Origin of the sequence: Nitrincola iocasae (assembly GCF_008727795.1) — a bacterium.
GTDB classification, from domain to species: Bacteria; Pseudomonadota; Gammaproteobacteria; order Pseudomonadales; family Balneatricaceae; genus Nitrincola; species Nitrincola iocasae.
Genome location: NZ_CP044222.1, coordinates 4,103,657 through 4,129,232, shown reverse-complemented (window position 1 = coordinate 4,129,232; position 25,576 = coordinate 4,103,657). Strand labels below are relative to the sequence as shown.

The 25,576-nt window shown below is 52.0% G+C and carries 23 protein-coding genes; 7 read left to right on the top strand and 16 right to left on the bottom strand.

Annotated features, from left to right (window positions below; all coding sequences use genetic code 11):
* Nucleotides 1-237: 237 nt before the first annotated feature.
* The 4 genes from rpmH to mnmE all read left to right on the top strand — a co-directional run bounded on the left by rpmH (nucleotide 238) and on the right by mnmE (nucleotide 3,934).
* Nucleotides 238-372 carry a 50S ribosomal protein L34 gene (gene rpmH, locus F5I99_RS19140; protein WP_151058838.1) on the top strand — a complete coding sequence of 45 codons (135 nt, stop codon included), beginning with the start codon at nucleotides 238-240 and terminating at the stop codon, nucleotides 370-372.
* A gap of 24 nt (nucleotides 373-396) precedes the next feature.
* A complete protein-coding gene (gene rnpA / locus F5I99_RS19135; RefSeq protein WP_081960718.1) occupies nucleotides 397-771 on the top strand; it encodes a ribonuclease P protein component in 375 nt (124 codons plus the stop codon).
* A gap of 12 nt (nucleotides 772-783) precedes the next feature.
* Entirely contained in the window at nucleotides 784-2,478 is a 1,695-nt protein-coding gene (gene yidC, locus F5I99_RS19130) for a membrane protein insertase YidC (protein WP_151058836.1), read from the top strand.
* 91 nt (nucleotides 2,479-2,569) lie between these two features.
* Nucleotides 2,570-3,934 carry a tRNA uridine-5-carboxymethylaminomethyl(34) synthesis GTPase MnmE gene (mnmE, locus tag F5I99_RS19125; RefSeq protein WP_151058834.1) on the top strand — a complete coding sequence of 455 codons (1,365 nt, stop codon included), beginning with the start codon at nucleotides 2,570-2,572 and terminating at the stop codon, nucleotides 3,932-3,934.
* 76 nt (nucleotides 3,935-4,010) lie between these two features.
* Here the strand turns inward: mnmE and F5I99_RS19120 are convergent, their stop codons facing one another.
* Together F5I99_RS19120 and F5I99_RS19115 are read right to left on the bottom strand one after the other, a co-directional pair.
* Nucleotides 4,011-5,078, bottom strand: coding sequence for an ATP-binding protein (locus tag F5I99_RS19120; protein ID WP_151058832.1), 1,068 nt, complete (start codon nucleotides 5,076-5,078; stop codon nucleotides 4,011-4,013).
* Nucleotides 5,075-5,803 (bottom strand): response regulator, encoded by a 729-nt coding sequence (locus F5I99_RS19115; RefSeq protein WP_151058830.1) that lies wholly within the window; start codon nucleotides 5,801-5,803, stop codon nucleotides 5,075-5,077. Before F5I99_RS19115 ends, F5I99_RS19120 begins: the two co-directional genes overlap by 4 nt.
* A gap of 165 nt (nucleotides 5,804-5,968) precedes the next feature.
* Between F5I99_RS19115 and F5I99_RS19110 the strand changes: the two genes are divergently transcribed.
* Entirely contained in the window at nucleotides 5,969-7,126 is a 1,158-nt protein-coding gene (locus F5I99_RS19110) for an efflux RND transporter periplasmic adaptor subunit (protein WP_151058828.1), read from the top strand.
* A gap of 16 nt (nucleotides 7,127-7,142) precedes the next feature.
* Nucleotides 7,143-10,253, top strand: a complete 3,111-nt coding sequence (locus F5I99_RS19105; protein ID WP_151058826.1) for a multidrug efflux RND transporter permease subunit — start codon at nucleotides 7,143-7,145, stop codon at nucleotides 10,251-10,253.
* Nucleotides 10,254-10,337: 84 nt separating this feature from the next.
* On the opposite strand, the gene F5I99_RS19100 is transcribed toward F5I99_RS19105, so the two are convergent.
* From F5I99_RS19100 to F5I99_RS19090, 3 genes are all read right to left on the bottom strand, one after another.
* Nucleotides 10,338-11,315, bottom strand: a complete 978-nt coding sequence (locus F5I99_RS19100) for a zinc-binding dehydrogenase (protein WP_151058824.1) — start codon at nucleotides 11,313-11,315, stop codon at nucleotides 10,338-10,340.
* 38 nt (nucleotides 11,316-11,353) lie between these two features.
* Nucleotides 11,354-12,031 (bottom strand): type 1 glutamine amidotransferase domain-containing protein, encoded by a 678-nt coding sequence (locus F5I99_RS19095; RefSeq protein WP_151058822.1) that lies wholly within the window; start codon nucleotides 12,029-12,031, stop codon nucleotides 11,354-11,356.
* Between the two features lie 233 nt (nucleotides 12,032-12,264).
* Nucleotides 12,265-12,861: a TetR/AcrR family transcriptional regulator gene (locus tag F5I99_RS19090; protein WP_151058820.1), complete on the bottom strand. Its 597-nt coding sequence runs from the start codon at nucleotides 12,859-12,861 to the stop codon at nucleotides 12,265-12,267.
* Between the two features lie 157 nt (nucleotides 12,862-13,018).
* Between F5I99_RS19090 and F5I99_RS19085 the strand changes: the two genes are divergently transcribed.
* Nucleotides 13,019-13,732: a haloacid dehalogenase type II gene (locus F5I99_RS19085; RefSeq protein ID WP_151058818.1), complete on the top strand. Its 714-nt coding sequence runs from the start codon at nucleotides 13,019-13,021 to the stop codon at nucleotides 13,730-13,732.
* A gap of 4 nt (nucleotides 13,733-13,736) precedes the next feature.
* Here the strand turns inward: F5I99_RS19085 and F5I99_RS19080 are convergent, their stop codons facing one another.
* The 11 genes from F5I99_RS19080 to F5I99_RS19030 all read right to left on the bottom strand — a co-directional run bounded on the left by F5I99_RS19080 (nucleotide 13,737) and on the right by F5I99_RS19030 (nucleotide 25,364).
* The gene (locus tag F5I99_RS19080; RefSeq protein ID WP_151058816.1) at nucleotides 13,737-14,831 is read right to left on the bottom strand and encodes a protein-glutamate methylesterase/protein-glutamine glutaminase; all 1,095 of its coding nucleotides are present in this window, start codon (nucleotides 14,829-14,831) and stop codon (nucleotides 13,737-13,739) included.
* 43 nt (nucleotides 14,832-14,874) lie between these two features.
* A complete protein-coding gene (locus F5I99_RS19075; protein ID WP_151058814.1) occupies nucleotides 14,875-16,824 on the bottom strand; it encodes a putative bifunctional diguanylate cyclase/phosphodiesterase in 1,950 nt (649 codons plus the stop codon).
* Nucleotides 16,764-17,483: a PAS domain-containing protein gene (locus F5I99_RS19070; protein ID WP_151058812.1), complete on the bottom strand. Its 720-nt coding sequence runs from the start codon at nucleotides 17,481-17,483 to the stop codon at nucleotides 16,764-16,766. Before F5I99_RS19070 ends, F5I99_RS19075 begins: the two co-directional genes overlap by 61 nt.
* Complete coding sequence (locus tag F5I99_RS19065; protein ID WP_151058810.1) at nucleotides 17,480-18,088, bottom strand: chemotaxis protein CheD; 609 nt, start codon at nucleotides 18,086-18,088, stop codon at nucleotides 17,480-17,482. Before F5I99_RS19065 ends, F5I99_RS19070 begins: the two co-directional genes overlap by 4 nt.
* On the bottom strand, nucleotides 18,088-18,888 hold the full coding sequence (locus F5I99_RS19060; RefSeq protein WP_151058808.1) for a CheR family methyltransferase: 801 nt from the start codon (nucleotides 18,886-18,888) through the stop codon (nucleotides 18,088-18,090). Before F5I99_RS19060 ends, F5I99_RS19065 begins: the two co-directional genes overlap by 1 nt.
* A 49-nt stretch (nucleotides 18,889-18,937) precedes the next feature.
* Entirely contained in the window at nucleotides 18,938-19,447 is a 510-nt protein-coding gene (locus F5I99_RS19055) for a chemotaxis protein CheW (protein WP_151058806.1), read from the bottom strand.
* Between the two features lie 9 nt (nucleotides 19,448-19,456).
* The gene (locus tag F5I99_RS19050; protein WP_151058804.1) at nucleotides 19,457-21,076 is read right to left on the bottom strand and encodes a methyl-accepting chemotaxis protein; all 1,620 of its coding nucleotides are present in this window, start codon (nucleotides 21,074-21,076) and stop codon (nucleotides 19,457-19,459) included.
* 103 nt (nucleotides 21,077-21,179) lie between these two features.
* Nucleotides 21,180-23,387, bottom strand: a complete 2,208-nt coding sequence (locus tag F5I99_RS19045; protein ID WP_151058802.1) for a chemotaxis protein CheA — start codon at nucleotides 23,385-23,387, stop codon at nucleotides 21,180-21,182.
* 15 nt (nucleotides 23,388-23,402) lie between these two features.
* Entirely contained in the window at nucleotides 23,403-23,729 is a 327-nt protein-coding gene (locus tag F5I99_RS19040; protein WP_151058800.1) for an STAS domain-containing protein, read from the bottom strand.
* 9 nt (nucleotides 23,730-23,738) lie between these two features.
* Nucleotides 23,739-24,107: a response regulator gene (locus F5I99_RS19035; protein WP_151058798.1), complete on the bottom strand. Its 369-nt coding sequence runs from the start codon at nucleotides 24,105-24,107 to the stop codon at nucleotides 23,739-23,741.
* A gap of 15 nt (nucleotides 24,108-24,122) precedes the next feature.
* A complete protein-coding gene (locus F5I99_RS19030) occupies nucleotides 24,123-25,364 on the bottom strand; it encodes a methyl-accepting chemotaxis protein (protein WP_225307489.1) in 1,242 nt (413 codons plus the stop codon).
* Nucleotides 25,365-25,576: the final 212 nt, after the last annotated feature.

Sequence of the window (25,576 nt, the reverse complement as noted above, 5' to 3'; positions counted from 1 at the left end):
GCACTAACCCCGGGTCGATTCTTCTTACTGATGAATAACTGACAATAACTGTTATTCTATCCTTTTCACCGAGAGTTATCCACAACCTCGCCTGTGCCAGCTATACAGATAAATCAACAAAAAGCCAGAAAAGGTTTGCAAGCAAAAGCCCCTGCAACTATAATTTCGCGTCTGATTTTTACATACATCGTGGATACTTGCCACGCACGCACCACACAACGTAAGCAGGACTGGGCAATGAAAAGAACATTTCAACCAAGCGTACTGAAACGCGCTCGTACGCACGGCTTCCGTGCACGCATGGCAACCAAAAACGGTAGTCAGGTACTGAACCGTCGTCGTGCCAAAGGTCGCAAAAGACTCGCTCTTTAAGCAGTCTTAGCCGCTACTAACTGAATGGCCGAATTCGGATACCCCCGGGCTTCAAGACTTTTGACGCCCGGGGACTTCAAACGTGTATTCGACAGAGCCAGTTTTAAAGTCTCTGACCCCTCTCTGTTGATTCTCGCTCGAACAAACGAACTTGGTCACCCCCGACTCGGTTTTGTTATTTCCAAAAAAAATGTCCGTCGGGCTGTCAAACGTAGCCACATTCGACGTATCATTCGCGAATCTTTTCGTTTACGTCAGCACCAACTGCCGAGCGTTGATATTATTATTCTCGCTCGCAAGGGTCTCGATACCCTTGACAGCAGTCAACTGCGCACTCTGATTGAGCGTAGCTGGACACGGCTGGAACGAAAATCTTCTAACGCCCAAAAAGACAACTGATGGTTTATCCCGATGGATGTACAGCGAGTCATATTACTTTCCGCACTGGCCCTGATTACCTATCTGGGCTTTTTACAGTGGAATCAGGACTATAATCAACCGGCCTCTGCGCCTCAGGAGGTTACAGCACCGGCTGTAATTAATGGCAGCACAACCTCTGCTGACCTTCCTGAAAGCGCCTCAACTGAAAGCTCTTCATCTAGCGGCGATATTCCCGCTGCAACTGATGTCAGTGACAGCGTGCCAGTCACCAGCACTCAGGAAGCGGCTGCCTCTACTAGCAACCAGATTCGCGTACAGACTGATGTACTCGATCTCGTCATAGACAGCCGCGGTGGTGATATTGTCTACGCCGCTTTGTTGGAGCACAAAGACCGAATCACCGCCTATGATCCCTTCGTGCTTCTGGAGCAGAATGCCAACCGCACCTATGTAGCCCAAAGCGGACTCGTAGGGCGTGATGGCCCCGATGCCAGCGCAGATGGGCGACCGGTATTTCAATCGTCTTCCACTAGCTATTCGCTGGATGACAGTGAATCACTAAACGTTGACCTGAAATACACCACGGATACAGGTGTCAGCATTACCAAGCGTTACACCTTTGATCGTGGCAGCTACCGAATTGGGCTGAGTTACCTGATCGATAACCAAAGTGATGCACCGTTCCGTTCAACGCTATTTGGACAGTTAAAGCGTGATCAGAGTGCAGACCCGACCAGTGGCACATCCATGGGTATGAAGTCTTATCTGGGCGCAGTTTTCTCTACCGATGAAAACAACTACCAGAAAGTAACATTCAAGGACATGAGTAAAGCTAACTTCAACCAAACCAGCCAGGGTGGCTGGGTGGCATTCAGTCAGCATTACTTCGTCAGTGCCTGGGTGCCGCAGCCTGATGAAACGCATACTTACCAGACCCGTGAGGTAAATGACCAATTTATTGCCGGGTTCCTGTCTCCAGCAGTTGAAGTTATGCCAGGTAGCAGCAGTGAAGTCAGCGCCAAGCTCTATGTTGGTCCCAAGGATCAGGAACAACTGGAAGCCACAGCACCTAACCTGAAACTCACGGTAGATTATGGCTGGCTCTGGTGGATTGCTTATCCACTTTACTGGCTGTTGACTACGATTCAGAGTTTTGTCGGTAACTGGGGTCTGGCCATCATCGGCATCACCGTTGTCGTCAAAGCGGCCTTGTTCAAGCTGAACGCTAAAGCCTTCCGCTCCATGGCAAAAATGCGCAAGTTTGGCCCGGAAATGATGCGCATGAAAGAGCTCTACGGCGACGACCGCCAGAAGATGTCTCAGGAGATGATGAAGCTCTACAAAAAAGAGAAAATCAATCCTCTGGGTGGCTGTTTGCCTATCGTGGCGCAGATGCCAGTGTTCATTTCACTTTACTGGGTATTGATGGAATCGGTTGAGTTGCGTCATGCACCGTTCTTCCTCTACATTCAGGACTTGTCGGTGATGGACCCTTATTTCATCCTGCCGATTCTGATGGGCATCACCATGTTCCTGCAGCAGAAGCTCAATCCGACACCGCCCGATCCGATGCAGGCGAAAATCATGAAAATGCTACCCATCATTTTCACCTTTTTCTTCTTGTGGTTCCCGGCAGGTCTGGTACTTTACTGGCTGGTCAACAACATTCTGTCTATTGCGCAACAGTGGTACATCACGCGCCAGATTGAAAAAGAAGACGGCTGATAGCTCACTTGTTGTAGATAATAAAGACTCCGGAAGGAGTCTTTTTTCGTTATAGTGACGCACAAACCACCCAGGACCATGAGGAACACAGATGAGCCAACACCAAGACACTATCGCGGCACAAGCCACGGCACCCGGTCGCGGCGGTGTTGGTATTATCCGCGTATCAGGCCCGTTGGCTCTGGCAATTGGCAGAGAGGTGTTGCAGCGAAAACCAACACCACGCCATGCTCACTACGGTAACTTTTATGCCGCTGATGGTCAGAGCATAGATCAAGGCATTGGCCTGTATTTTCCCGGCCCGAACTCCTTCACCGGTGAAGATGTATTGGAATTACAGGCGCATGGTGGACCGGTAGTGATGGACTTCATACTGCAACGTGTCATCAGCCTGGGCGCACGACCAGCACGACCCGGAGAATTTTCCGAACGCGCCTTTTTGAATGACAAGTTAGACCTGGCGCAGGCCGAAGCCATAGCCGACCTGATCAACAGCACCTCTGAACAAGCTGCACGCTGCGCACTGCGTTCACTACAGGGTGCTTTTTCAGCACGTATCCATGCCCTGGTAGAACGACTCATCCAGTTGCGGATCTATGTAGAAGCCGCCATAGACTTCCCGGAAGAAGAGATCGATTTTCTCGCTGATGGCAAAGTACAGCAGGATTTGCTCGCCATCATTGCCGACCTTGAAGCGGTACAGCGCGAAGCGCATCAGGGCAGCTTAATGCGCGAAGGTATGCATGTCGTCATTGCTGGCAAGCCCAATGCCGGTAAATCCAGCCTGTTGAATGCACTGGCAGGGCGTGAAACTGCCATCGTCACCGATATTGCTGGCACCACACGTGACGTGCTCAGAGAACATATTCATATCGATGGTATGCCCTTGCATATTATCGACACGGCCGGCTTACGTGACGCTCCAGACCAGGTTGAAAAAATCGGCATCGACCGTGCCTGGCAGGAAATACACAAGGCGGATCGGATACTCATGGTCGTTGACAGCAGCGAAACCAACGCCGCAACGCCTGAACAGATCTGGCCTGAATTTGTTGCCCAACTGGCCGATGCCAGCAAAATTACCGTTATCCGCAACAAGATAGATCTACGAGCTGAAGAACCCCAACTTATTCAAGGAAGTAATTACTCACTTATCTCCTTGTCCGCCAAACAAGGGCAGGGGATAGAAATACTACGTGACCACCTGAAGGCCTGCATTGGCTTCAGCAACACCACTGAAGGCGGTTTTATGGCACGTCGCCGCCATCTGGATGCGCTGGAACACTGCCATCAACAACTCGATAATGGACTGAAGCAACTTCAGGGTTACAGCGCAGGTGAACTGCTAGCGGAAGATCTGCGCATGGCCCAGCAAAGTCTGGGGGAGATCACCGGTGAATTCACTCCGGATGATCTGCTAGGGCGGATCTTTTCGAGCTTTTGTATCGGGAAGTAAAATAGTAAAACGCATCAAATCAAATCAACATTATGATTTTATTTTATTGGGTGGGAATCAGTTTGGGAAAGATGCCCTAAACTTGCCTAATCGGCCAAGAAAGAACGAATATTGTTCCTCCACGGCCCGAGGGTTGGCAAACCACATGACCGCCGTGAGCTTCAACAACAGCTTTAACGACGGCGAGACCTAGCCCACTGCCACCACTGGTTCGAGAGCGAGACGGATCGACTCGACGAAATGCCTCAAATACGTAGCTTGCAGCTTCAGCAGGGATACCAGGGCCTTCATCTTCCACACTTAGATAACAACTTGTGCCAGAACTATAGAGGCGTACAGTCAAAGCTCCGGGATCGGCATGCTGGCGAGCATTTTCCAGCAGCGCCATCAGCGCTTGACGTATTCGTATAGCATCACAGTAGACTTGAAGTGTTGTATCGAGCTCCTGTTTCAGCATGATTCCTCTCGCATTTAACGCCGTAGCGAAAGTCTCAATCACCGCACGGATTTCCTCGGCTAAACAGACCTCAACCCGCTGTAACTCTAAGTGGCCGCTGTCATTGAGGCTCAGCACACGTAAGTCTTCGATCAGACGATTAAGTCCTTCGACCTGCCGTAGCAGTCCCTCGAAGAGCTCACTGCTGGGACTAAAAACACCTTCAGCCAAGCCCTGCAAACGACCCCGCAGAATGGTTACCGGGGTACGGAGTTCGTGAGCGATTGCGGCGTTCCAAAACTCCCGCTCGCGGGTCATATACTCTAGACGCTCGGCCATAGCATTAAAGTCAGACACCAGTTGTGCCGTCTCCCCCATCGCATGCGGGTCCATTCGCGCGCGAGCATTGAGCTTACCCTGGGCGACTTCGCGCAGGCTATACGCCACAGAGTTCAGAGGTGTAAGAATTCGCCGTGACAGACGAATGGCGACAAATAACGCCATCCCCAGTGCGGCTATGATAGTGCAAAAAATCCAGATCATCTCCACCCGTGAGGGTATCCAGGTTTCGGATATACTGTCTGGCAGGTAGGCCACCGCGACGGCATAGAATACATAGGAGCCGAACACCGACAAGAAAATAATACCTAAAGCCATTACCGCTACGGACTGGACGATTTGTCTGCGTATACCCGGTGCTTGCCTCATATCTTACCACCAAAGCGATAGCCTACCCCCCAGACACTGAGAGGCACTCCTTGAATATCAAGGGATTCAAGTTTTTTACGCAGCTTACTGATATGACTGTCAACGGTACGTTCCTGAGTATCACCCTCAGGCAAGCAATTAATTAACAGCTCCTCACGACTGAAAGCACGTTTAGGCGCACGCATCAGGCAGGCGAGCAGTTTAAACTCAGTCAGAGTCAGATCTAGTATCTGCTGCTGACCGTTACAGATTACGCTGGCCTCGTGGTTGTCTAAGTCGATTTGGAACTGGCTGACGCGCAACATTTGGGTAGTGGTGGGCGTGGTAGTCCGGGCGCGTCGCAGTACCGCCTGTACCCTGGCCACCACTTCGGCCGGGTTGAATGGTTTAACCACGTAGTCGTCTGCACCGAGGCGTAACCCCATTAATTTATCGATATCCTGATCAAGCGCGGTGAGCATTATCACTGGCGTGTCACCACGGGAGCGAATTTCATTCAGTACATTCCAGCCATCTAGATTCGGCATCTGTACATCGAGTAGCAGTAGATCTGGCTTAAATGTTTGATGCATGGCTAACGCTTGGAGACCATCCGTAGCATGTTGGGTTCGCAGCCCGCTGCGCTGCAAATAGGCAATGAGGATCTCGGCAATCTCGGCTTCATCCTCGGCAATCAATACGAGTGCCGCAGTCATAGGGCTTACGGGTGTATTGAAATTGGACATGAATCGCTCCAACGCTAAAATTGTTGAACATTATCACTCCCTCCATACATTCTCCACAAAGCCTCGAATAATTCGCAATAGCGACTGGTTAGAATTCAGTCTTGGTTCTCTGACGCTTGATAAAACGCCATTAGGGACAGCACGGTACATTGAGGAGTATAGGTTATGTTCATCAAACAGCGGCACTTAAGCTTTGTGTTAGTGTTAGGAATTGCCGTGTTAGGGTTGGTAGGTTGTGATTCAGCGGAGCAGGATGAAGATACATCTGCTCCGGTTCATGTGTCGGTGATGACACTAGAAAACGAAGAATTACTGGTTACTGAAGACCTTGTCGGTCGCGTAGCTGCTGTTCGCAGCGCTGAGATCCGCGCGCAAATTAGCGGCATAGTTCAAAATCGTCTATTCGAACAGGGCACCGATATAAAATCTGGCACAGTACTGTTCCAAATAAATCCTGCGCCATTTAAAGCTGATGTTGATATTGCTGCGGCAGCTTTACAGCGTGCCGAAGCGGTATTGTTTCGGGCTCGTCAAGAGGCTGAACGTTTGTCCTCTTTGATACAAACCAAGGCTGTCAGCATACAGATGTATGACGATGCTATTTCCCTGCGTGATCAAGCTGCCGCAGATGTAGCCCAAACCAAAGCGGTGCTGGCGCGGCGTCAGCTGGATCTACAGTTCGCCAGCGTCGATGCACCGATCTCAGGACGTATAGATCAGGCCTTAGTGAGCGAAGGTGCATTGGTTTCACCGACCGATACCACACCCATGGCGAGGATCCAACAAGTCGACCAAGTGTACGTCGATGTACGCCTGCCAGCATCAATGTTGGAGGCGATGCGTCAGCAGGCAAGTTCCGGAGTCCCGGAGTTAGCAGTTGAGATCCTAAGCAGTGATGGCAAGCCTCTTGACATGCAGGGGCATATCTTATTTTCCGGGATTGAGGTAGATGCAGGTACCGGCGATGTGCTGCTGCGCGTACTGGTCGATAACCCGCAGCATCGTCTGTTACCAGGTCTTTTCGTAAAGGCCCGGATCCCTCAAGCTTACTATCCCTCCACGCTGAGTGTGCCTCAGCAGGCCGTCACCCGCAAGGCAGGACAAGCCAACGTCTGGGTGCTGGATGCCCAAGGCCTGGCACAACAAGTGGCAGTTAAGGTCGATGAGCTAGTGGCACGCCGCTACCGCGTAGTGTCCGGGCTAAGCGCCAGCCAGCAGGTAGTCATTGAAGGTATCGAGCGCCTGAGCCCAGGTACACAAGTCATCGCTCAAACCTGGCAACCCGCCGTACCCCCTCAGCAACTTAGTGCCGACGTGCGCTGAATTTGGAGAAGTTGCCATGCCCCAGTTTTTTATCAACCGCCCAGTATTTGCCTGGGTGATCGCCTTGTTCATCGTGCTGATTGGTGTCATCGCCATTCCTCAATTGCCGATCTCTCGCTACCCTTCAGTGGCACCCGTGTCGGTAACTATTTACGCTTCTTATCCGGGAGCCACTCCACAGACACTCAACGATTCTGTGGTAAGCCTAGTCGAGCGCGAACTGTCGGGAGTCAAGAACCTACTGTACTTCGAGTCATCTGTAGACAGCTCGGGCAGTGCACAAATCATAGCTACCTTCAAACCGGGCACAGATGCGGAGATGGCTCAAGTCGACGTGCAAAACCGCATTAAGGCTGTCGAACCACGCTTGCCTCAGGTCGTGCGACAGAGCGGCCTTCAGGTTGAGTCAGCCGCCTCAAGCTTTCTGATGATGGTCAGCATGACCTCGCCTAATGGCCAGTTCGACGAAATCGCGCTAAACGACTATTTGGCGCGCAATATTGTCGAGGAGTTGCGCCGAATCGACGGTGTCGGACGTGTACAATTGTTTGGCGCCGAACAGGCCATGCGCGTCTGGGTCGACCCGCACAAACTCACCGCCTACGGCCTGACAATGAACGACCTTGCTCTGGCTATCGAGCAGCAGAACGCACAGATAGCTCCTGGACGGATAGGCGACGAACCAGCACTACAGGGCCAGCGCCTGACCGTGCCACTGACAGTGCAGGGACAATTGACAACCCCCGAGGAGTTTGCAGCTATCGTCCTGCGCGCTGGTGCCGATGGCGCCAAGTTGGTACTCAGTGACGTAGCGCGGGTCGAGCTGGGTGCTCAGTCCTACGGTTTTTCTAACCGTGAGAATGGTGTAGCGGCTACCAGTGCAGCTATCCAGCTCTCGCCTGGTGCCAATGCTGTACGCACCGCTTCGGCAGTACGTGAGCGTTTGGCCGAACTGGTGCCAAGCATGCCCACGGGCATGAGCTACTCGGTACCATTCGATACCGCGCCCTTCGTCAAGGTGTCTATCGAGAAGGTGATCTATACTCTGTTTGAAGCTATGGCACTGGTTTTTCTGGTGATGTTCCTGTTCCTACAGAACCTGCGCTATACACTGATCCCGGCTATCGTCGCACCCATAGCGCTACTCGGTACCTTCGCGGTAATGTTGCTGGCTGGCTTCTCGATAAACACGCTGACCATGTTCGGCATGGTACTGGCGATTGGCATTATTGTTGACGACGCTATTGTGGTGGTGGAAAACGTCGAACGGCTAATGGCCACCCAGGGGTTATCGCCGAAGGAGGCGACCGCACGGGCAATGAAGGAAATTACCGGCGCGGTGATCGGTATAACCCTGGTGCTGACTGCGGTGTTCATCCCTATGGCCTTCGGTAGCGGCTCGGTGGGGGTAATCTACCAGCAATTTACTTTGTCAATGGCGGTGTCGATCCTTTTCTCGGCCTTCCTGGCCCTGACATTGACTCCAGCCCTATGCGCCACACTGTTGCGTCCGGTCAGTGCGGATCATCACCACAAAGGTGGTTTCTTCGGTGCTTTCAACCGTGGTTTTGAATACCTAACAGCGGGCTACAGCGCACGCGTGGCACGCCTGGCAGGGCGCAGTGGGCAGATGATGGCGGCATTCGCCGTGCTCTGCGCGGTGCTGGTTATTGCTGCCGGACAATTACCGTCGTCTTTCCTGCCCGAAGAAGACCAAGGCTACTTCATGACCTCCATCCAATTACCAACAGGTGCTACTAGCGAGCGCACACTGGATGTGGTCAAAGCCTACGAATCGCACGTCGCCTCGCGCCCGGCGTTGGAAACCAACATGGTAGTACTGGGCTTCAGCTTTGCGGGCTCGGGGTCCAATGCCGCCATGGCCTTCACCATGCTCAAGGACTGGGATCAGCGCAATGGCGCCACGACTGCCGAAGAAGCGGCACTGGCACAACAAGCTATGGCAGATAACGTTGAAGGCACAGTGATGAGCCTGATGCCGCCAGCCATTGACGAACTGGGTACTTCCTCCGGTTTCACTCTGTTCCTGCAGGATCGGGGCATCCGGAGCGAAGCAGCGTTATTGGCAGCACAGACACATTTGCTGGCACTGGCCGCACAGAGCGAGGTGGTCAGCGATGTCTACCAGGATGGTCTGCCGCCCGGTGAGAGCATTAGCCTGGAGATCGATCGGCCAAAAGCCGAGGCTATGGGGCTGTCCTTCGCGGCGATAAGCAGCACACTTTCGGCGGCCATGGGCTCACTGTATGTCAATGACTTCCCTAATGCCGGACGCATGCAGCAAGTCATTCTGCAAGCCGAGGCGGCTGCGCGCATGCAACTAGACGACGTGCTCGGCCTGCGCGTGCGCAATGCCAGCGGTGGCATGGTGCCACTACGCGAAGTGGTGACGCTGAAATGGAGTGAATCGCCGCAACAAATGATGCGCTACCAGGGCTTTCCGGCGGTGCGTATTTCCGGGGGCGCCGCTCCTGGCGTTTCCAGCGGCGCAGCGATGGCCGAGATGGAACGCCTGGTGACGCAGTTGCCGCAAGGCTTTGCGGTAGCCTGGACTGGAGCATCATTGCAGGAACGTCAGTCTGCAGCACAGGCGCCGCTGCTGATGTTGCTGTCCGCGCTAGTAGTATTCTTGGTGCTCGCGGCGCTGTACGAGAGCTGGTCGATTCCGCTGTCGGTGATGCTGGTGGTGCCGCTAGGCCTACTCGGCGCGGTGGCGGCGGTCATGCTGCGTGGTATGCCCAATGACGTGTTCTTCAAGGTGGGGATGATCACCATCATTGGTCTATCGGCAAAAAACGCCATCCTCATTGTCGAGTTCGCCCGTCAGTTGCACGCCGAGGGCCATACGCTGATTGATGCCGCAGTGACCGCTGCACGCTTGCGCCTGCGTCCAATCCTGATGACATCACTTGCCTTCACCCTCGGCGTGGTGCCGCTGATGCTCGCCAGCGGTGCCAGCGCGGAAACTCAACATGCCATAGGTACTGGCGTATTCGGTGGCATGCTCAGCGGCACCTTGCTAGCAATATTCTTCGTCCCAGCCTTTTTCGTTTTTGTCATTGGCACGCAGGAGCGCTTGAATAGAAACGTCCATGACAAAACCTGACGAAGGGCTGCACTCCACATGTGCGCCGACAGCCTTCTAACGCGCTAAGTGGTTTTACATTTTTGTTTCTGTATCCGAAAGTGATCAGGGCTTAAGTAAAACCTTTCCTTTGCGACCCGGCTGGAGCGTGGCACGCACGGCCTCAGCCGCTTCAGCCAGGTCATAGATCGCATCGACAGGCAGCTGTAGTTCTCCACCGCCAATGCGCTGGAAGAGCTCGCCGACCAGCCGCTGCTTGTCTTCCTGGCTCATCTCCTGACTGACCTTACTACCCCAAAACCCCTTAACCGTAGCCTGCTTAAAAATCACGTCGCCGGACCCTATGTTCATCGGCTCGCCCGTCATGGAGCCGAAGGATACCAAGGTGCCTCCTTCGCCCAGAAGTGTCATGAGTTCACCACTGGCCTTGCCACCCACAGAGTCAACCGCCACACTGATCTGTGTATCACCGACAATAGCACGAACCTGGTCCTGCCAATCCGCTTGAGCAGTGGAAACCGCATTGCGAATACCTAACGCAGCCAGTTCGTCCACACCTTCATCACGGCGCACCAGATTGATCGTATGCACGCCACGGGCCGCTGCGAGCATGGCCAGTGTTTTGCCAACCGTGCCATTGGCGGTGTTTTGCAAAACCCATTGCCCAGGCTCTACTTGCAGAAACTCCAGCAGCATCAACGCACTCAGAGGCATGGCAATCAACTGCGCTGCCGTTTCATCGCTAATTGCCTCAGGTACCGGAATGGTCATGCCAGCCGGGGCGGTGAAAAATTCAGCCCAAGTACCGTGCGCACTGGCAACAGCAACGCGCTGACCGATAGAGAAGCCCGTGACGCCTTCGCCAAGCGCATCGATCACACCAACCGCTTCGCTGCCGCCAATGGCAGGCAATTGAGGTTTATAGCCGTATTGGCCACGAATGGTCCAAAGGTCGTGGTGATGAATGGCTGCCAGCAGCGTTTTAACTCGTACCTCGCCGGGGCCAGGCTCAGGGGTAGGGCTGTCGCCCAGAGAAAGCACCTCGGCAGGTTCGCCAAAGCGGGTATGGATAGCACTACGCATAATACATTCCTTAAAGTTTGTAAGTTAACCGTGACTGATTACACCAGCAACTTGAGCAGCGCTTCAGCAGCAACCTCAGAACTGGCTGGATTCTGGCCAGTTACAAGATAACCATCAGTTACAGCCAAAGGATGCCAATCGGCACCTTTTTCATACAATCCACCCAAACGTTTGAACTCATCTTCGATCAGGAAGGGCACCACTGCGGTCAGGCCAACAGCATCCTCTTCACTGTTAGAGAAACCGGTAACTTTGCGACCAGCAATCAACGGCTGACCCGTAGCATCACACGCCTTGATCAGTGCACCAGGGGCATGACAGACCAGTCCAAGCGGTTTATCGGCACGAGCGAAAGCCTCAATCAACGCAATGGAGGTCTCGTCATTGGCAAGATCCCACAAGGGGCCGTGGCCTCCGGGATAGAACACCGCATCAAAATTAGCGGCGTCAATTTGAGTCAGCGGCAGGGTAGTGGCCAGTTGTTCCTTAGCGTCAGCATCCTGGTAGAAGCGTTCAGTAGCGGCGGTCTGGGCTGAAGGTTCGTCACTCTTTGGGTCAAGTGGTGGCTGGCCACCAGCGGGTGAAGCCAGGGTGATTTTTGCGCCAGCATCTTTAAATACATAGTAAGGCGCAGCGAACTCTTCCAGCCAAAAGCCGGTTTTATTACCTGTGTCGCCGAGGCGGTCGTGTGAGGTCAAAATCATCAAAATATTCATTGATCACTCCGTTTATTCGCGTTTCTGAATTGAAATTAAGTCACTGTATTGAAGCGACCTTGAAAATAGTCTAGTAAAGATTAGACCGGTCGTCTAGTAAAGTCGTAAATTTTTAATCAGGCGATCCGCCTGGATTCAGCTTAGGTGCACTGAAGCAAGGGTGCAAATGTTTGTGGCAGGTGATATCAGGTAGTGCAGAAGTATGCTGGCTTGAACTGAACCTCGTTCCAGCCTCAGTCTGTCAAACCCAGCATACGTCTGGTAGCAACCAGAGCTGACTCGAGGGGTTTACGGTCACGAGTGATCTTGGCACGCAAGCTCGCCCCCATCCACAGCTGATACAGAACAGCTGCCGCTTCACGGCTTTCAGTCCAGGGTTGCAAGGAACCATCGGCAATGCCTTCCTCCAGGGTACGAGCGATACGCGCAATGATACGATCCGTGCCCTGTTCCAGCACTTTGCGCATATCATCAGACAAGTCGCTAACCTCGGCAGCCAGCTTTACTGCCAGGCATTTACCCTTAGGGTTACTATCGGCCTCTATATCGATCCAGTATTGCCAATACCGCATCAACCGCTGCGCAGCGGATTGACCTGGCTGCGTCAAAACGGCTTCAAGCTGAACGGAGTATTCAGCAAAATAGTTTTCCAACAAGGCTTCACCAAAGCCTTCTTTCGACTTGAAATAGTGGTAGAAGGAGCCTTTAGGCACACTGGCGGCGAGCAGAATTTCATTGAGGCCAACAGCAACAAAGCCCTTACCACTGATGATAGGCTTAGCTGTGTCCAGGATGTGTTTACGAACGTCGGTAGTCGTAGCTGTTTTCATGTTCTTATCTTATATTTTTATTAGACCAGTTGTCTATAAACCTGGCAGGGTACATAGCTAACTAGAGTCAACTCAGACACCCAGCCTATGTGCTAGACTTTTTGAGCCAGATGATGATCTTCATGAGCGCCACTTCCCAGCCGAAAGGATGAATACAATGACTGATGCGTCCGACAACAATGCACCCAATCTGTCTAATATCACCACACTGTTTTTTGATGTCAACGAAACGCTATTAGACATTCAGCCGTTGAAAGACGTGATCAGCAAAACCCTGGACAATCGAAAGGAACTGGCCGATCTCTGGTTTGTGTCGCTACTGCACAACTCACTGGTGGATACGGCCAGTGGTGGCTGGCACTCCTTTGCCGAAATCGGCAACGCCGTACTCACTATGCTGGCAGCGCAGCATAATATCCAGCTTAGTGATGATGCGCCATCGCTTGCTGAAGCGCTGTCACAGTTACCACCTCATGCTGATGTTATTGCGGCACTTTCGGTACTCCAGCAGAAGGGCTTCAAGCTGGTTGCATTGACTAATTCATCGCAAGCGCTGGCTGACAAGCAGTTGAATCACGCCGGCATTATTCACTTTTTTGATAGGGTACTGAGCGTCGAGAGCATCAAGACCTATAAGCCTGATTTAAAAGTGTATTGCTGGGCCGCTGAGCAAATGCATGTTTCACGTGAAAACAGCCTGATGATTGCAGCCCACAGCTGGGATGTCGGCGGAGCAAAGCGTGCTGGCATGCACACGGCGTTTATCGCCCGCAAAGGTCAGAGCCTGTCGCCATTAATGCCTGATCCTGATCTTGTTTGCCCGGATCTCAAGGCGCTGGCTGAATCCCTGTTTACTATTGAAAAGCTCTGATTATTTATGATTTACCTCGGCGCTGCTCAGCACTAGTCGGGATGTGCATGATCGCCGCTGGAATCTCATCGAGCGGCAGGGATCGATCCACTGCATCAAGCTTAACGGCCTCCTTGGGCATACCATAGACGACGCAAGTATCCTCATCCTGAGCCAGGGTGCAGGCACCAGCATCACGCATCTCCTTCAGCCCTCGAGCGCCATCATCTCCCATCCCGGTCATGATGATCCCTAGCGCATTGCGACCTGCAAACTTTGCCACTGAGCGGAACAAAACATCTACAGAGGGCCGGTGACGGCTTACCGGTGGGCCATCAACGATATCGACGTGGTACTGCGCACCACTGCGCTTAAGCAGCATATGGCGCCCACCGGGTGCAATCAGCACCCGCCCGGGCATCACCCGATCACCGTTGACAGCTTCGCGCACTTCCATCTGACACAGGCCATTCAGACGTCGGGCAAAAGCTTCGGTAAACTTTTCTGGCATATGTTGGACCACGATAATGCCGGGGCAGACACGGGGTAGGGCGGTCAAAACCACCTCCAACGCCTGGGTGCCCCCGGTCGAGGTGCCTAAAGCAACAACCCGGTCGGTAGTTTGGGCCAAAGTGCCAGTAGCAGCAGAAATAATGGCATCAGCCGATAGCTTAGGCTTGATTTTTGGCAAGGCCGTGGGTTGCGCTAGTCGCCGTGGGTTGGCACGTGCAGCGGCCTTCACGGCGCCAACGAGATCGCAGGACGCATCCTGTAAATATTGCTTCAAGCCAATTTTGGGCTTAGTGACAATACCAACCGCTCCGGCCGACATCGCCAACATGGTGGTTTCAGCACCCTTTTCAGTCAGAGTCGAACAGATCACCACAGGCGTTGGATGTTCCGCCATGATTTTGCGCAAAAAAGTGATACCGTCCATGCGCGGCATTTCCACGTCAAGCACGATAACATCCGGCCAGGCTTTCGCCATCCGCTCAATAGCAAAGAGGGGATCAGACGCTACACCGATTACCTCAATATCAGGATCTTCCGCCAGCGTAGCGGAAAGAACCTGACGCACCACAGCAGAATCATCGACGATAAATACTTTAATGGCAGACAAGAAAGGTCCACTCCTATGCAGATTTTTTTAAGTAGCCCTGCGGTCAACGCAGAGTCGGGGTTTCGATTTCAGCGGCGGCAAACGCCATAAATGCCTGCTCTGGCATAGGTCGTGCGTAAAGATACCCTTGTGCCAACCTGCAACCTATAGCGGTCAAGACTTCAGCCTGTGCTGGTTCCTCGACACCCTCGGCAATCACCTGCATGCCCAGTCGAACTGCCATACTGGCAATAGACTCGACGATTGCTCGACTTCCCTCCGTGGACACAATATCCTGTACGAACGAACGGTCAATTTTCAGATAATCTATGTCGAATTTTTTCAGGTATGACAGTGCCGAATAGCCCGTACCAAAATCGTCCAGTGATATGGCTATGCCGGCGCTACGAAAGGCAGTAAGTTGACGCATCACGTCGGGGCGATCATCCAATAGCAGCCCTTCGGTAATCTCAACACCCAGCACTTCCCCTGGAATCCCTTGGTCGTGTAGATGAGCGAGCCAATCATCACAACCCTCACGGGTAAAGAACTGCCGCGGCGAACGGTTGACACTGATACGGCGCAATACACTGTCTTCCGTCAATTCCTGGTGGTTCCATTGCATCGCCACCCGTGCAGCCTCCCGAAAAACCCAATTACCGATTTCATGAATTGCACCGGTTTCCTCAGCAATAGGAATAAAAACCTCGGGTGACACCTGCCCGAGTTCGGGGTGTTCCCAGCGTAACAACGCCTCGGCCTTTATCACCTGACCACTGAACAGGTCGATGATCGGCTGATAGTGCACAGACAATTGTTCGGCTTTCAGCGCAGTACGCAGGTCACTAGCGAGACGAACACGTAACTGAATCTTTTCACGCATCGCCTCGTCAAAGATACGCAGACAATTACGTCCTGCGGCCTTGGCAGCGAACAATGCCTGATCCGCATTACTAAGCAGCTCATCCATATCCCGTGCCTGCTCAGGATAGAGTGCAATACCGATGCTAACTGATGCCCACACGTTGCTATGACCTATCTCATAGTCGCCAGCCAGTGCCATACGCAGGGCTTCTGCAGTGGACTCGGCATGCGTAACATTCGACAGTATGGCGATAAATTCGTCACCGCTCATACGAGCGACCAGGTCATCCTTGGATACCAATAGGCGTAAGCGACGTGCCACCAGCTCCAGCATTTGGTCGCCTTGATGGTGTCCCAGGGTATCGTTTATCTCTTTGAAATTGTCGATATCTATGTACAAGAGTGCCAATTGCTTGCTCTGACACAACATACCGGCCAGACGTACATTCAACAGTGTACGATTTGGTAGACCGGTCAAGGAATCGTAGTTTGCCTGGTAGCGGATGTGCGCCTCAGTACGACGACGTTCCATCACCAGTCGAGCCATCTGGCATGCCTGATCCATTGTAGCTTGATCCTGCGCGTCGGGTTGGCCTGCACGATCCCGAAAAAAGGCAAAGATACCCAGCAGTTCATCACTACTATCAAGAATAGGGATCACCCAACAGGTGACCAATCCAGAGGCCAGCGCTAACACATGACAGGCAGAACCCAGGTCGTGATCAAGAAGATTAGCCACCGTTTCTGGCATCTTCAAATAAGCTGATCTTCCGAACACATCGGCGGATTCAGAAATAGTGCTCCCCTCAACGGCTTGCAAAAACACTTCCGGCAGACTGGGCGCAATACACGACTCTAAACAGGTGCGCTCGGCATCAGGCAGCAGGATGGCGCTCAACAGGTCTGGGCGCGAAATCTCGGCAAACATCACGACTCTAGCCAGTACCTCATGCAAGTCAACACCAGCCGAGAGCAGATCAAATACTTCGGTACGCACGACTTCCTGGGACTCCCGTCTTAGGCGTTGAGTGATGTCGTGAACGATATAGATCACCCGTTGTACGCGGTCCTGTGCATCGAACAGTGGAATCAAGGTGTTTTCGACCTGTCGACGGCCATCAGGTAACGCCAGGGTGTCACGAAAGCACACCGGAATGCATCAGCCACACAAGCACGCTCGGGTGACTCCGACCCCATCAAGGTTACAGATGGAAGAACATCCTGTTTGCGTCGTCCGATACTTTCCGCCTCGCGCAGGCCGATCAGTCCCTCCGCTCGACGATTATAACCGGCCACAATAAGCTCGCCATCCACGTCCACATCGAATAAAAACAGGCTGTCCAGCAGATTGTCATAGATGGATTTATCACTGCGTTCCAGGCACATTTCCAGTGCCCGCCTCTCCAACCAATCAGCACAAGGCTCCCTTAATTGACGTGTTCGTAAGTCTCGGATACTACTGAGTAGGTAATTACACCCAGGCAAATTGAGTCGATTCAAGGTAACTTCGACAGGGACCTTATCACCCAAGGCGACCAGGTGTTCAGTCTCATAGCAACGTGGTTGACCATCAGCTAAGGCCATGGAAATAGCCAAGTCGGGGTTATGATAGGGGTCCCAGTGCGCAGGTGTCCAAGTCAACAGGGTCTCCAAATCTACGCCGAAGTGCTGGCATGCGGCCTCGTTGGCATATATCACACGCGCCTCGTTGGCCATATCGTGGACCATGATCACCACATCAACCACCGAGTCGATCACAGCACGGCACAAATTCGCGTCCATAGGTCGAGAATACCGAGATAGACTCATCGCTTCCTCCTAGTCGACAGGGTCACAGGATCCCGCTTCGGCAATTCGGCAGCAGGTTCAAGCCCCATATAATCCAATGGCGTAAGCAGTGCCGTGTTCAGCTGGACAGGCTCCCAATTCGCTTTCAGCACCCTGTGCCGTAGCGATACAAAACCACTCCAGATATCAAAAATCAGGTAACGGTGACCGCAACCCTCCACGTGCTCAGATACGCAGGTAAAGCCATAACGTGCAATCAGCTCACGGGCTGTTTGCACGTTTTTAAAGCCGATGTGACTGACATCGGTGCGCATGATGCCGGGAAACATATTACCGCCACCGAATATTTTCAGTTGATACTCGCTTGGCCGAGCACCCATCTTGCCGATATCCAGCAGCAGCAACTCCATCGCCTCGTCAGCATAACGGCCATCCAGCCCCGTCTGCGGTGAACGCACTCTGCCAGGCAGCATGAAATGACACATACCGCCTACACGCAGGTGAGGATGCCAAATTACCAGCGATACACAAGAGCCCAGCAGGGTCCGGATACGCGTATGCTGACCGCCAAAATATAGATCGCCAGGTTGCAGGAATATCTCTATAAAGTGTTCGGGTTCGAGCATCAGGGTTTCCTGTAGATCGAAGGTGACACCAACTTGAGCGCATCACTGACGCCATTCAGACTCTCCGAATGACTGACAAAAAAATAACCACCAGACCGCAGCCGCGGTAACAGGCGGTTCACCACCTGACGCTTGGTATCCACATCGAAATAAATCATCACGTTACGCAGGAAAATTGCATCGAAATCACCCAATTGCGGTAAAGGCTCGACCAGGTTCACCTGATGAAAGCTGACCCTATCTCGTAACTCAGAGCTAACCTTGAAAGTCCCTGTCTGCGTGCCAATGCCCTTCAGACAAAATCGCTTCAGATAGGAACGCGGAATACCGTTGGTTCGTTCCAGTGAGTAGTGTCCTCCACGCGCCTTATCCAGCATACGTGTACTGATATCCGAACCTACTATTTCCCAGGGGCCATCGCCGAGCCTATCGGCCAGTACCATCGTCAATGAATAGGCTTCTTCACCTGACGAACTGGCCGCGCTCCAGAGTCGGAAGGGACGGCCGAGTGGACGTGCCTGCAGCAGTTTCTCGGCTAAAAAGTCCATGTGTTTCGGTTCACGAAAAAAATAGGTTTCATTGGTGGTCAACAAATTGACCGCAATCTGCAATTCATCCTTATCCTGCATCAGGGTTTCAAAATAGCCACTGAAGTTGCTATGCCCATGCTGTCTTACGCGTTTAGACAGCCGTCCCGTCACCAGTGGCTTCTTGGCATCGGACAAGTTAATACCGGCGATGTTGTAGATCAGCTCTCTGAACTGCTTAAATTCATGATCAGTAAGTACGGCCTGGTTCATTCTCCTTACTCACTAAACAGAAAGCTGATAATTACTAACGGCTTGGACATCACAAGGCCGGTAACTGTGCGAGTTCGTCAACAGACAGCACCTTGTCAACATCGAGCATAATAATGAAACGGCCATCCACTTTACCCATGCCCGCTATAAAGTCGGCGCGTATCTTGGCACCGAAGCTTGGCGGGGGTTCTATTTCACTGGGTGATATTTCCAGCACCTCGTTCACCGCATCGACCATGACACCGATGACCTGCTGTTCATTGGCGCTGATCACTTCGATGATGACAATGCAAGTACGCCGAGTCAGTGCCGTCGTTCCCTTATTGAAGCGCGCCGCCAGGTCTACTACCGGTACCACCGCTCCGCGCAGATTAATAACCCCGCGAATGAACGACGGCATATTCGGTACTTCGGTTAACTGACCGTACTCAATAATTTCCTTAATGCCGAGAATACCTATGGCATAGGTTTCACCCGTCAACATAAAGGTGAGGTATTGCTGTATTTCACTTGTATCAACTTGAGAGACGGCTTCTTCGGCTTTAGTCAGAGTATTCATATATCGCTCCTAGAAACTGACAAATTCGTCTTCGGACTTGCCAGTGAGCTTGGATGAAGACTTAACAGCCGAATACCCCATGGCATTCTTAGATTTGCGCACAGAAGTATGAGATTTTTCAGAACCACCCTCATCGACTTTGAAAAACGCCATCAACTGCTGCAACTGTTCGGCCTGGCCGCTCATTTCTTCGGCTGTCGCCGCCAGTTCTTCCGATGAGCTGGCATTCTGCTGGGTGATCTGGTTCAACTGGTCCATTGCGGTATTAATCTGATTCGCACCGACGGACTGCTCCTGCGATGCTGCAGTAATTTCCTGCACCAGGTCAGAAGTGCGGTTGATACCCGGTACAATCTCTTCCAGCAGTTTACCTGCCTTTTCAGCTAGGCCCACTGAGCTCTTCGCTACTTCGCCAATTTCCTGCGCGGCCACTTGGCTGCGCTCAGCCAACTTGCGCACTTCCGCCGCAACCACCGCAAAGCCTTTGCCATGCTCTCCGGCACGCGCCGCTTCAATGGCCGCGTTCAAGGCCAACAGGTTGGTTTGGTAAGCGATGTCATCGATGATGCTGATCTTGTCGGCAATAGTATTCATTGCCATCACTGTTTCTTTAACTGCTTCACCACCCTCATTCGCTTCCTGCGCGGCTTTAGATGCAATACCTTCAGTGACCTTGGCGCTATCAGTGTTCTGATTGATCGAAGCCCCCATCTGCTCCACTGAAGCAGAGGTTTCTTCTACCGAAGCGGCCTGTTCGCTGGATGCCTGTGACATACTCTGCGCCGTTGCACTGACTTCTTCTGAGGCTGATGACAAAGCATCACCTGAGCTACGGACTTCGCCGATAATCTGCGACAACTTACCCACCATCCGCTGCATTGCAGCCAGCAACTGGCCGGTCTCATCCTTGGAATCCACATCAATTTCTACCGTCAGGTCACCCTCAGCTAGTTTTTCGGCTACGCTAACAGCAGAACCAATAGGCCTTGTAATGCTGCGAGTGACCCAGAAAGCAATGCCGATAGAGAATAGTGCTGCTGCGATAGCCAACGTCAGCATCAAGGTAAAGGCAATCTTATAATTCTGCCGCGCGGATTGTTCGAGCTCCGCGTTATACCGCTCATTAATTTGGAGCATAGTGTCCAGCGCCGAGAACCACCCACTCTGCGCGTCCCTAACCTTGATTAAGAGAATCTCTCTGGCCTCATCTTCCCGACCTGCCATAGTCAGTTCAATGACCATATCAAACAACGTATTGGTATTTGTACCTGCTGCTTCTATTTCTGTCATGAACGTTCTGGCATTATCAGTAACAAGAAGACTGACGAGCGTGTTGCTGTACTCTTCATAGTTCTTGCGCGCCTCAAGGATGCGTTGGTACTCCGAGTTCTTATCCTCGGTATTATCTAATATAATCATGTTGCGCACTGAGCGCGCGCTGATGTTTAAGCTGTCGCGCATATTACTAATAGCTTTTATCTTGACATTGTTTTCATTAACGACCACATCAAAGTTATCTTGTACCGCCGACAATCGGGTGATACCAACAAAAGCAATAACCGACAGCAACAGCAGCACTAGGCCAAACCCCAGGCCCAGGCGCGTACCGATTTTCATATTTTTGAACATTTTCACTTTCCCCTTGAAAGAATTCACATCAGCTTTGAATTAATGCGGCTAACGCCACTACCAGTTAAAACCTAAACTAAGCAATCAGTTCGTCGGAATGTCGTCATTCGATTGTCGCCAACTGTCCTGCGCTACGCTCTTCACCGCTCGTCACCTGCCGGATCAGCCCGGCAACATCAAGAATCAGCGCCACTTCACCACTGCCCAGAATTGTGAATCCACCAATGCCACGCACCACGGAAAACACCTTGCCGAGAGGTTTGATCACGGTCTGAAACTCACCCATCAAGCGGTCAACCACCAAGCCCGCTTTATGCCCCGCATAGTTGACAACAACGATGTTCTCGCGCCGGCTGGGTTCGCCATTAATGTCGAACTGATCGCGCAGACGGACATAAGGCAATACCTCACCGCGCAGGTTGATATAATGACCAGAGCGGGTGTCCTGCTGCGCGTGATCAAGTTCGATACACTCAACCACCATGTCCAGTGGCACAACATAGGAAGCGTCACCAACCCCGATCAGAAAACCATCGATAATGGCCAGCGTGAGGGGCAGACGGATGCGCACCTTTGAGCCGTTACCCGGTTCACTATCAAGTTCAACAGAGCCACGCAGGGCCTGAATATTGCGACGCACTACATCCATGCCGACACCACGGCCGGACAGATTGCTGACCTGGTCGACGGTGGAGAAACCTGGTTCAAAGATAAGGTTGTAGATTTCCTTGTCGGAAAGCACAGCATCGGCACTAATCAAACCCTTATCAACGGCCTTGGTGAAGATTCGATCACGATCAAGGCCTGCACCATCGTCAGAGACCTCTATCACAATGCTGCCAGCATCATGACAGGCGTTGAGACGTACCTTACCCTGCGTGGGCTTCCCCTTTGCCAGCCGAACCTCGGCCGACTCGATGCCATGATCCATGGAATTGCGTACCAGGTGCATCAGCGGGTCACCAATTTTTTCTATCAAGGTTTTATCCAGCTCAGTCTCGCCACCGCTAATTTCCAGGCGGATATCCTTACCAAGCTCTTTAGATACATCATGCACCACACGCTGGAAGCGATTGAAAGTGCCACCGATCTGCACCATCCGCAGTGTGAGCGCAGAATCACGAACCTCTTCAACCAGGCGCGTCATGGTCTCGTTGGCTTCATTAAGTTCAGCCATACCGGCCTTTTCGGCGATAAGACTGGCACCGGCACCGGCAATAATGAGCTCACCAATCAGGTTGATCAGTTGGTCAAGCTTGGCCGCGTCGACACGGATAAGACCGGCATCACCGCCGCGTTTTTCCTTCACCTGCTTTTGCTTTTCCAGTGCCGCTTCGACCACGGCTGGCCGCACCAGATGCTCCTCAACCAACACCTCACCAATAGGCCGTAGACTTTGGCCCTTGTCCTTCGCCTGTGTTACAAGGACACTATCCAGCTCAATCTGGGTGAGCGTGCCACAGCGAATCAGAATTTCGCCCAGACGCATCTCCTCCTCAGGCAGGTCGCGGATAAGGCTCTGGTATTTAATAATTTTGCTGTGCGGCGGCAGGATACGTATCTCACAATCATCGCGGACAAAATCAAACACACTCTCAATTTCGGCCTTGTCGGTCTCGCTATTAAAGGCGACCTCAAATCCAAGGTAATTGGTCTCTGGATCCATCGCCGTTGCATCTGGAAGGCGGTCAAGCAGCGTAACAATGCGAACAATGCGGCCGAAGGTACCGAGGTAGCGAATGAACGAGGCTGGGTCCATGCCATTACGAAGCACATCAGCGCCAAATCTCAAAGAGATATGCCAGTTATCAGTCTCAGCCGTGTCATCAACAAAACGGACAAAGGAGTTTGTATTCGAGTCCTCAGCAATTGCCAATGGCACGTGATGCTTTTCATCCTCGCCAGTTTTATCCTGTTCTTTTTCAACAAGATAACTTTGCAATTGTTCGACAAGCTGAGCGCCATGTTGCGCGGTGGCATCATCCATAGATTCGCCAGCTGCAATCAGTTCGATCAGCACACCGATATGATCACAGACTGTCAACATCAGTGCTGATAGGTCATCATTAATAGAGAGTTCACCATCACGTACTCGATCAAGTACACTCTCGGCAACGTGGGTGAAAGCAACGACATGATCCAGCCCAAACAGTCCCGCAGAGCCTTTGATCGTATGCGCTGCACGAAAGATCGCGTTGATGATTTCCGGATCGTCGTTACTCTGCTCCAGAGACAGCAACGAATCTTCCATCTGTTGTAGTAGCTCACGGCTTTCTGCGATGAAAGTCTGCAGCACTTCGTCCATATTCATGGCGGTTTCCTTGGGTCAGGATGTCTTGGATTTGATCAGCACCGGATCACCAAAATAGCCAGTAAGATCATATAGCTGCATGATATCTACCACCGCCGCACTATGTTCAGTTAGGTGCAAGCGCTTGTCAGTACGCAGCGCCTCCTGTTCGACCATCACCAGAAGTTGCAGCCCAGCCGTATCGATCTCGCTCACATCAGCAAGATTCAGCTCCATTTCGGTGCAGAGATTGAGCGCCTCGAGTAGTTTTGCTTTCATATCAGCGGCATGGTAAATGCTGAATTCACCACTCAAAAATGCGAGACAGCGGCCCTGTTCATCTAGTTGAATCTGAATATCCATATTATTCCCTCAGGGCATTATCAGCTTGGAAACCGCTGTCAGCATCTGCGTCGGCTGGAAAGGCTTGACCACCCAGGCCTTAGCACCAGCGGATTGGCCTTCAGCCTTCTTGTCAGCGCCAGCTTCTGTGGTAAGCATAATCACCGGCGTGAACTTATAAGCGGGTAGGATTTTCATCTGTTTCACGAAAGTGATGCCATCCATATTCGGCATGTTCACATCGCTGATAATCAGATGGATTTTGCGGCCATCCAATTTGCTCAGTGCATCTTTACCATCGCAAGCCTCAACCACATCATAGCCTGCGCCTTTAAGGGTAATGGCAACGACCTGTCGGATAGAGGCGGAGTCATCAACGATTAATATGGTTTTTGCCATGAGACATTCCTGTATTCAAAAAAAGGTAATTTCAGCGTCGTCGGAGCAACTCTGTTGCGTGTCATCATGCAGTGCATGTTGCTCCGGGGTGGTATAGGTGCGGCCGAGCTCGATCAACCAGTTATCAACATTCATGGGCTCGGGACGCTCACCAGCGTTCATTTTTTCTCTACGTGCACTGAGTTCAAGCTGAAGCTTGCCCATATCCTGACTGACATGGTTCATGATCTGACTGACACGGTCCTGGAATTGCAGGGAGACAAGCACATGGCCTATCTGCGAACCGACCGCTTTACTCTCAGAGTAAAGCGCATCAGTCGAACTAGCCAATTCATCTGTAACCCGATGGAAACGTTCAAGGATGGAGCCAATCAGGTCTTCGGATTCAGCTAACATTGCACTATCACGTTCAGTTGAAAGCTTGGATATTTTCAGCGTGTTGGCAATGGCATTATTGACAGCCGCTACCGTGTTACCAATGCTCTTACCGGTATTTCCCGATAAGACTGATAGGGAACGCACTTCGTCCGCAACCACAGCAAAACCTCGCCCGGCTTCACCCGCGCGAGCGGCCTCAATAGCGGCGTTAAGTGCGAGCAGATTGGTTTGTCCCGCAATAACAGCAACACTGTCAGCCATTTTTTTCAGTTCATCCGTTTTGCTGGCTAGCTCAGCTATCTCTGTCAGGAGCTTTTCTTTTTCATCCAGTGTCGCACGCAGTGAGCGGATTATTGAATTAAGTTCAACCTGGCTCTCATTGAGTAGCGCAACCAGACCAGTCCTATCGGAAGCCTGGGATGCCGCTGTAGTTTCTTCGATCCGTTGCGAAAGTCCGACGAAACGATTGGCAAGATCTGTAACAGATTCTTCGGTATGGACGCGCGCAATTTCGACCTGCCCCGACCAGACGGGTAGTACACCAATGCACAGCTGGCTTAGGCCGTTCTCACAATTTAATTGGGTCTGCTCACACTCCCGATCAAGCATATGATGAATTTCGCGCCGATAATTGTCGAAGGTCCGGGTGCACTGATGAATAGACCAAGCTGTCATCACCCCACCAATCCCCAGTAAAAATGCAGCATATACTAGTTGCAACAGACCTAAGCCACCGGCCATCAACACAGCTACAGCACCCATTGCTGCTACCGTCAGGGTTGCAACGACTACACACCGGATGATCCGCGCTTGGGCCTTTGTACCACCCGTTATTTTCAAAGCCTGCTCATCAATCATCTCAGCCACATGTTCCTTCACACTTCCACTGCATCAGTCATATGAGGTAGCCATCAGGGGACACTGCTCATTTCATTTAACTATGATCAACGATCAGGATAGATGCCGTGAATCAGAAAAACCTGATTCAGATATAAGGAAATATGATGTACATATAGTTTTATGCTTACATAAGTATTAAGGAATAGTGTAAACACCACGCTACCTGTCCAAAGCGTTTGCATCTAATACTA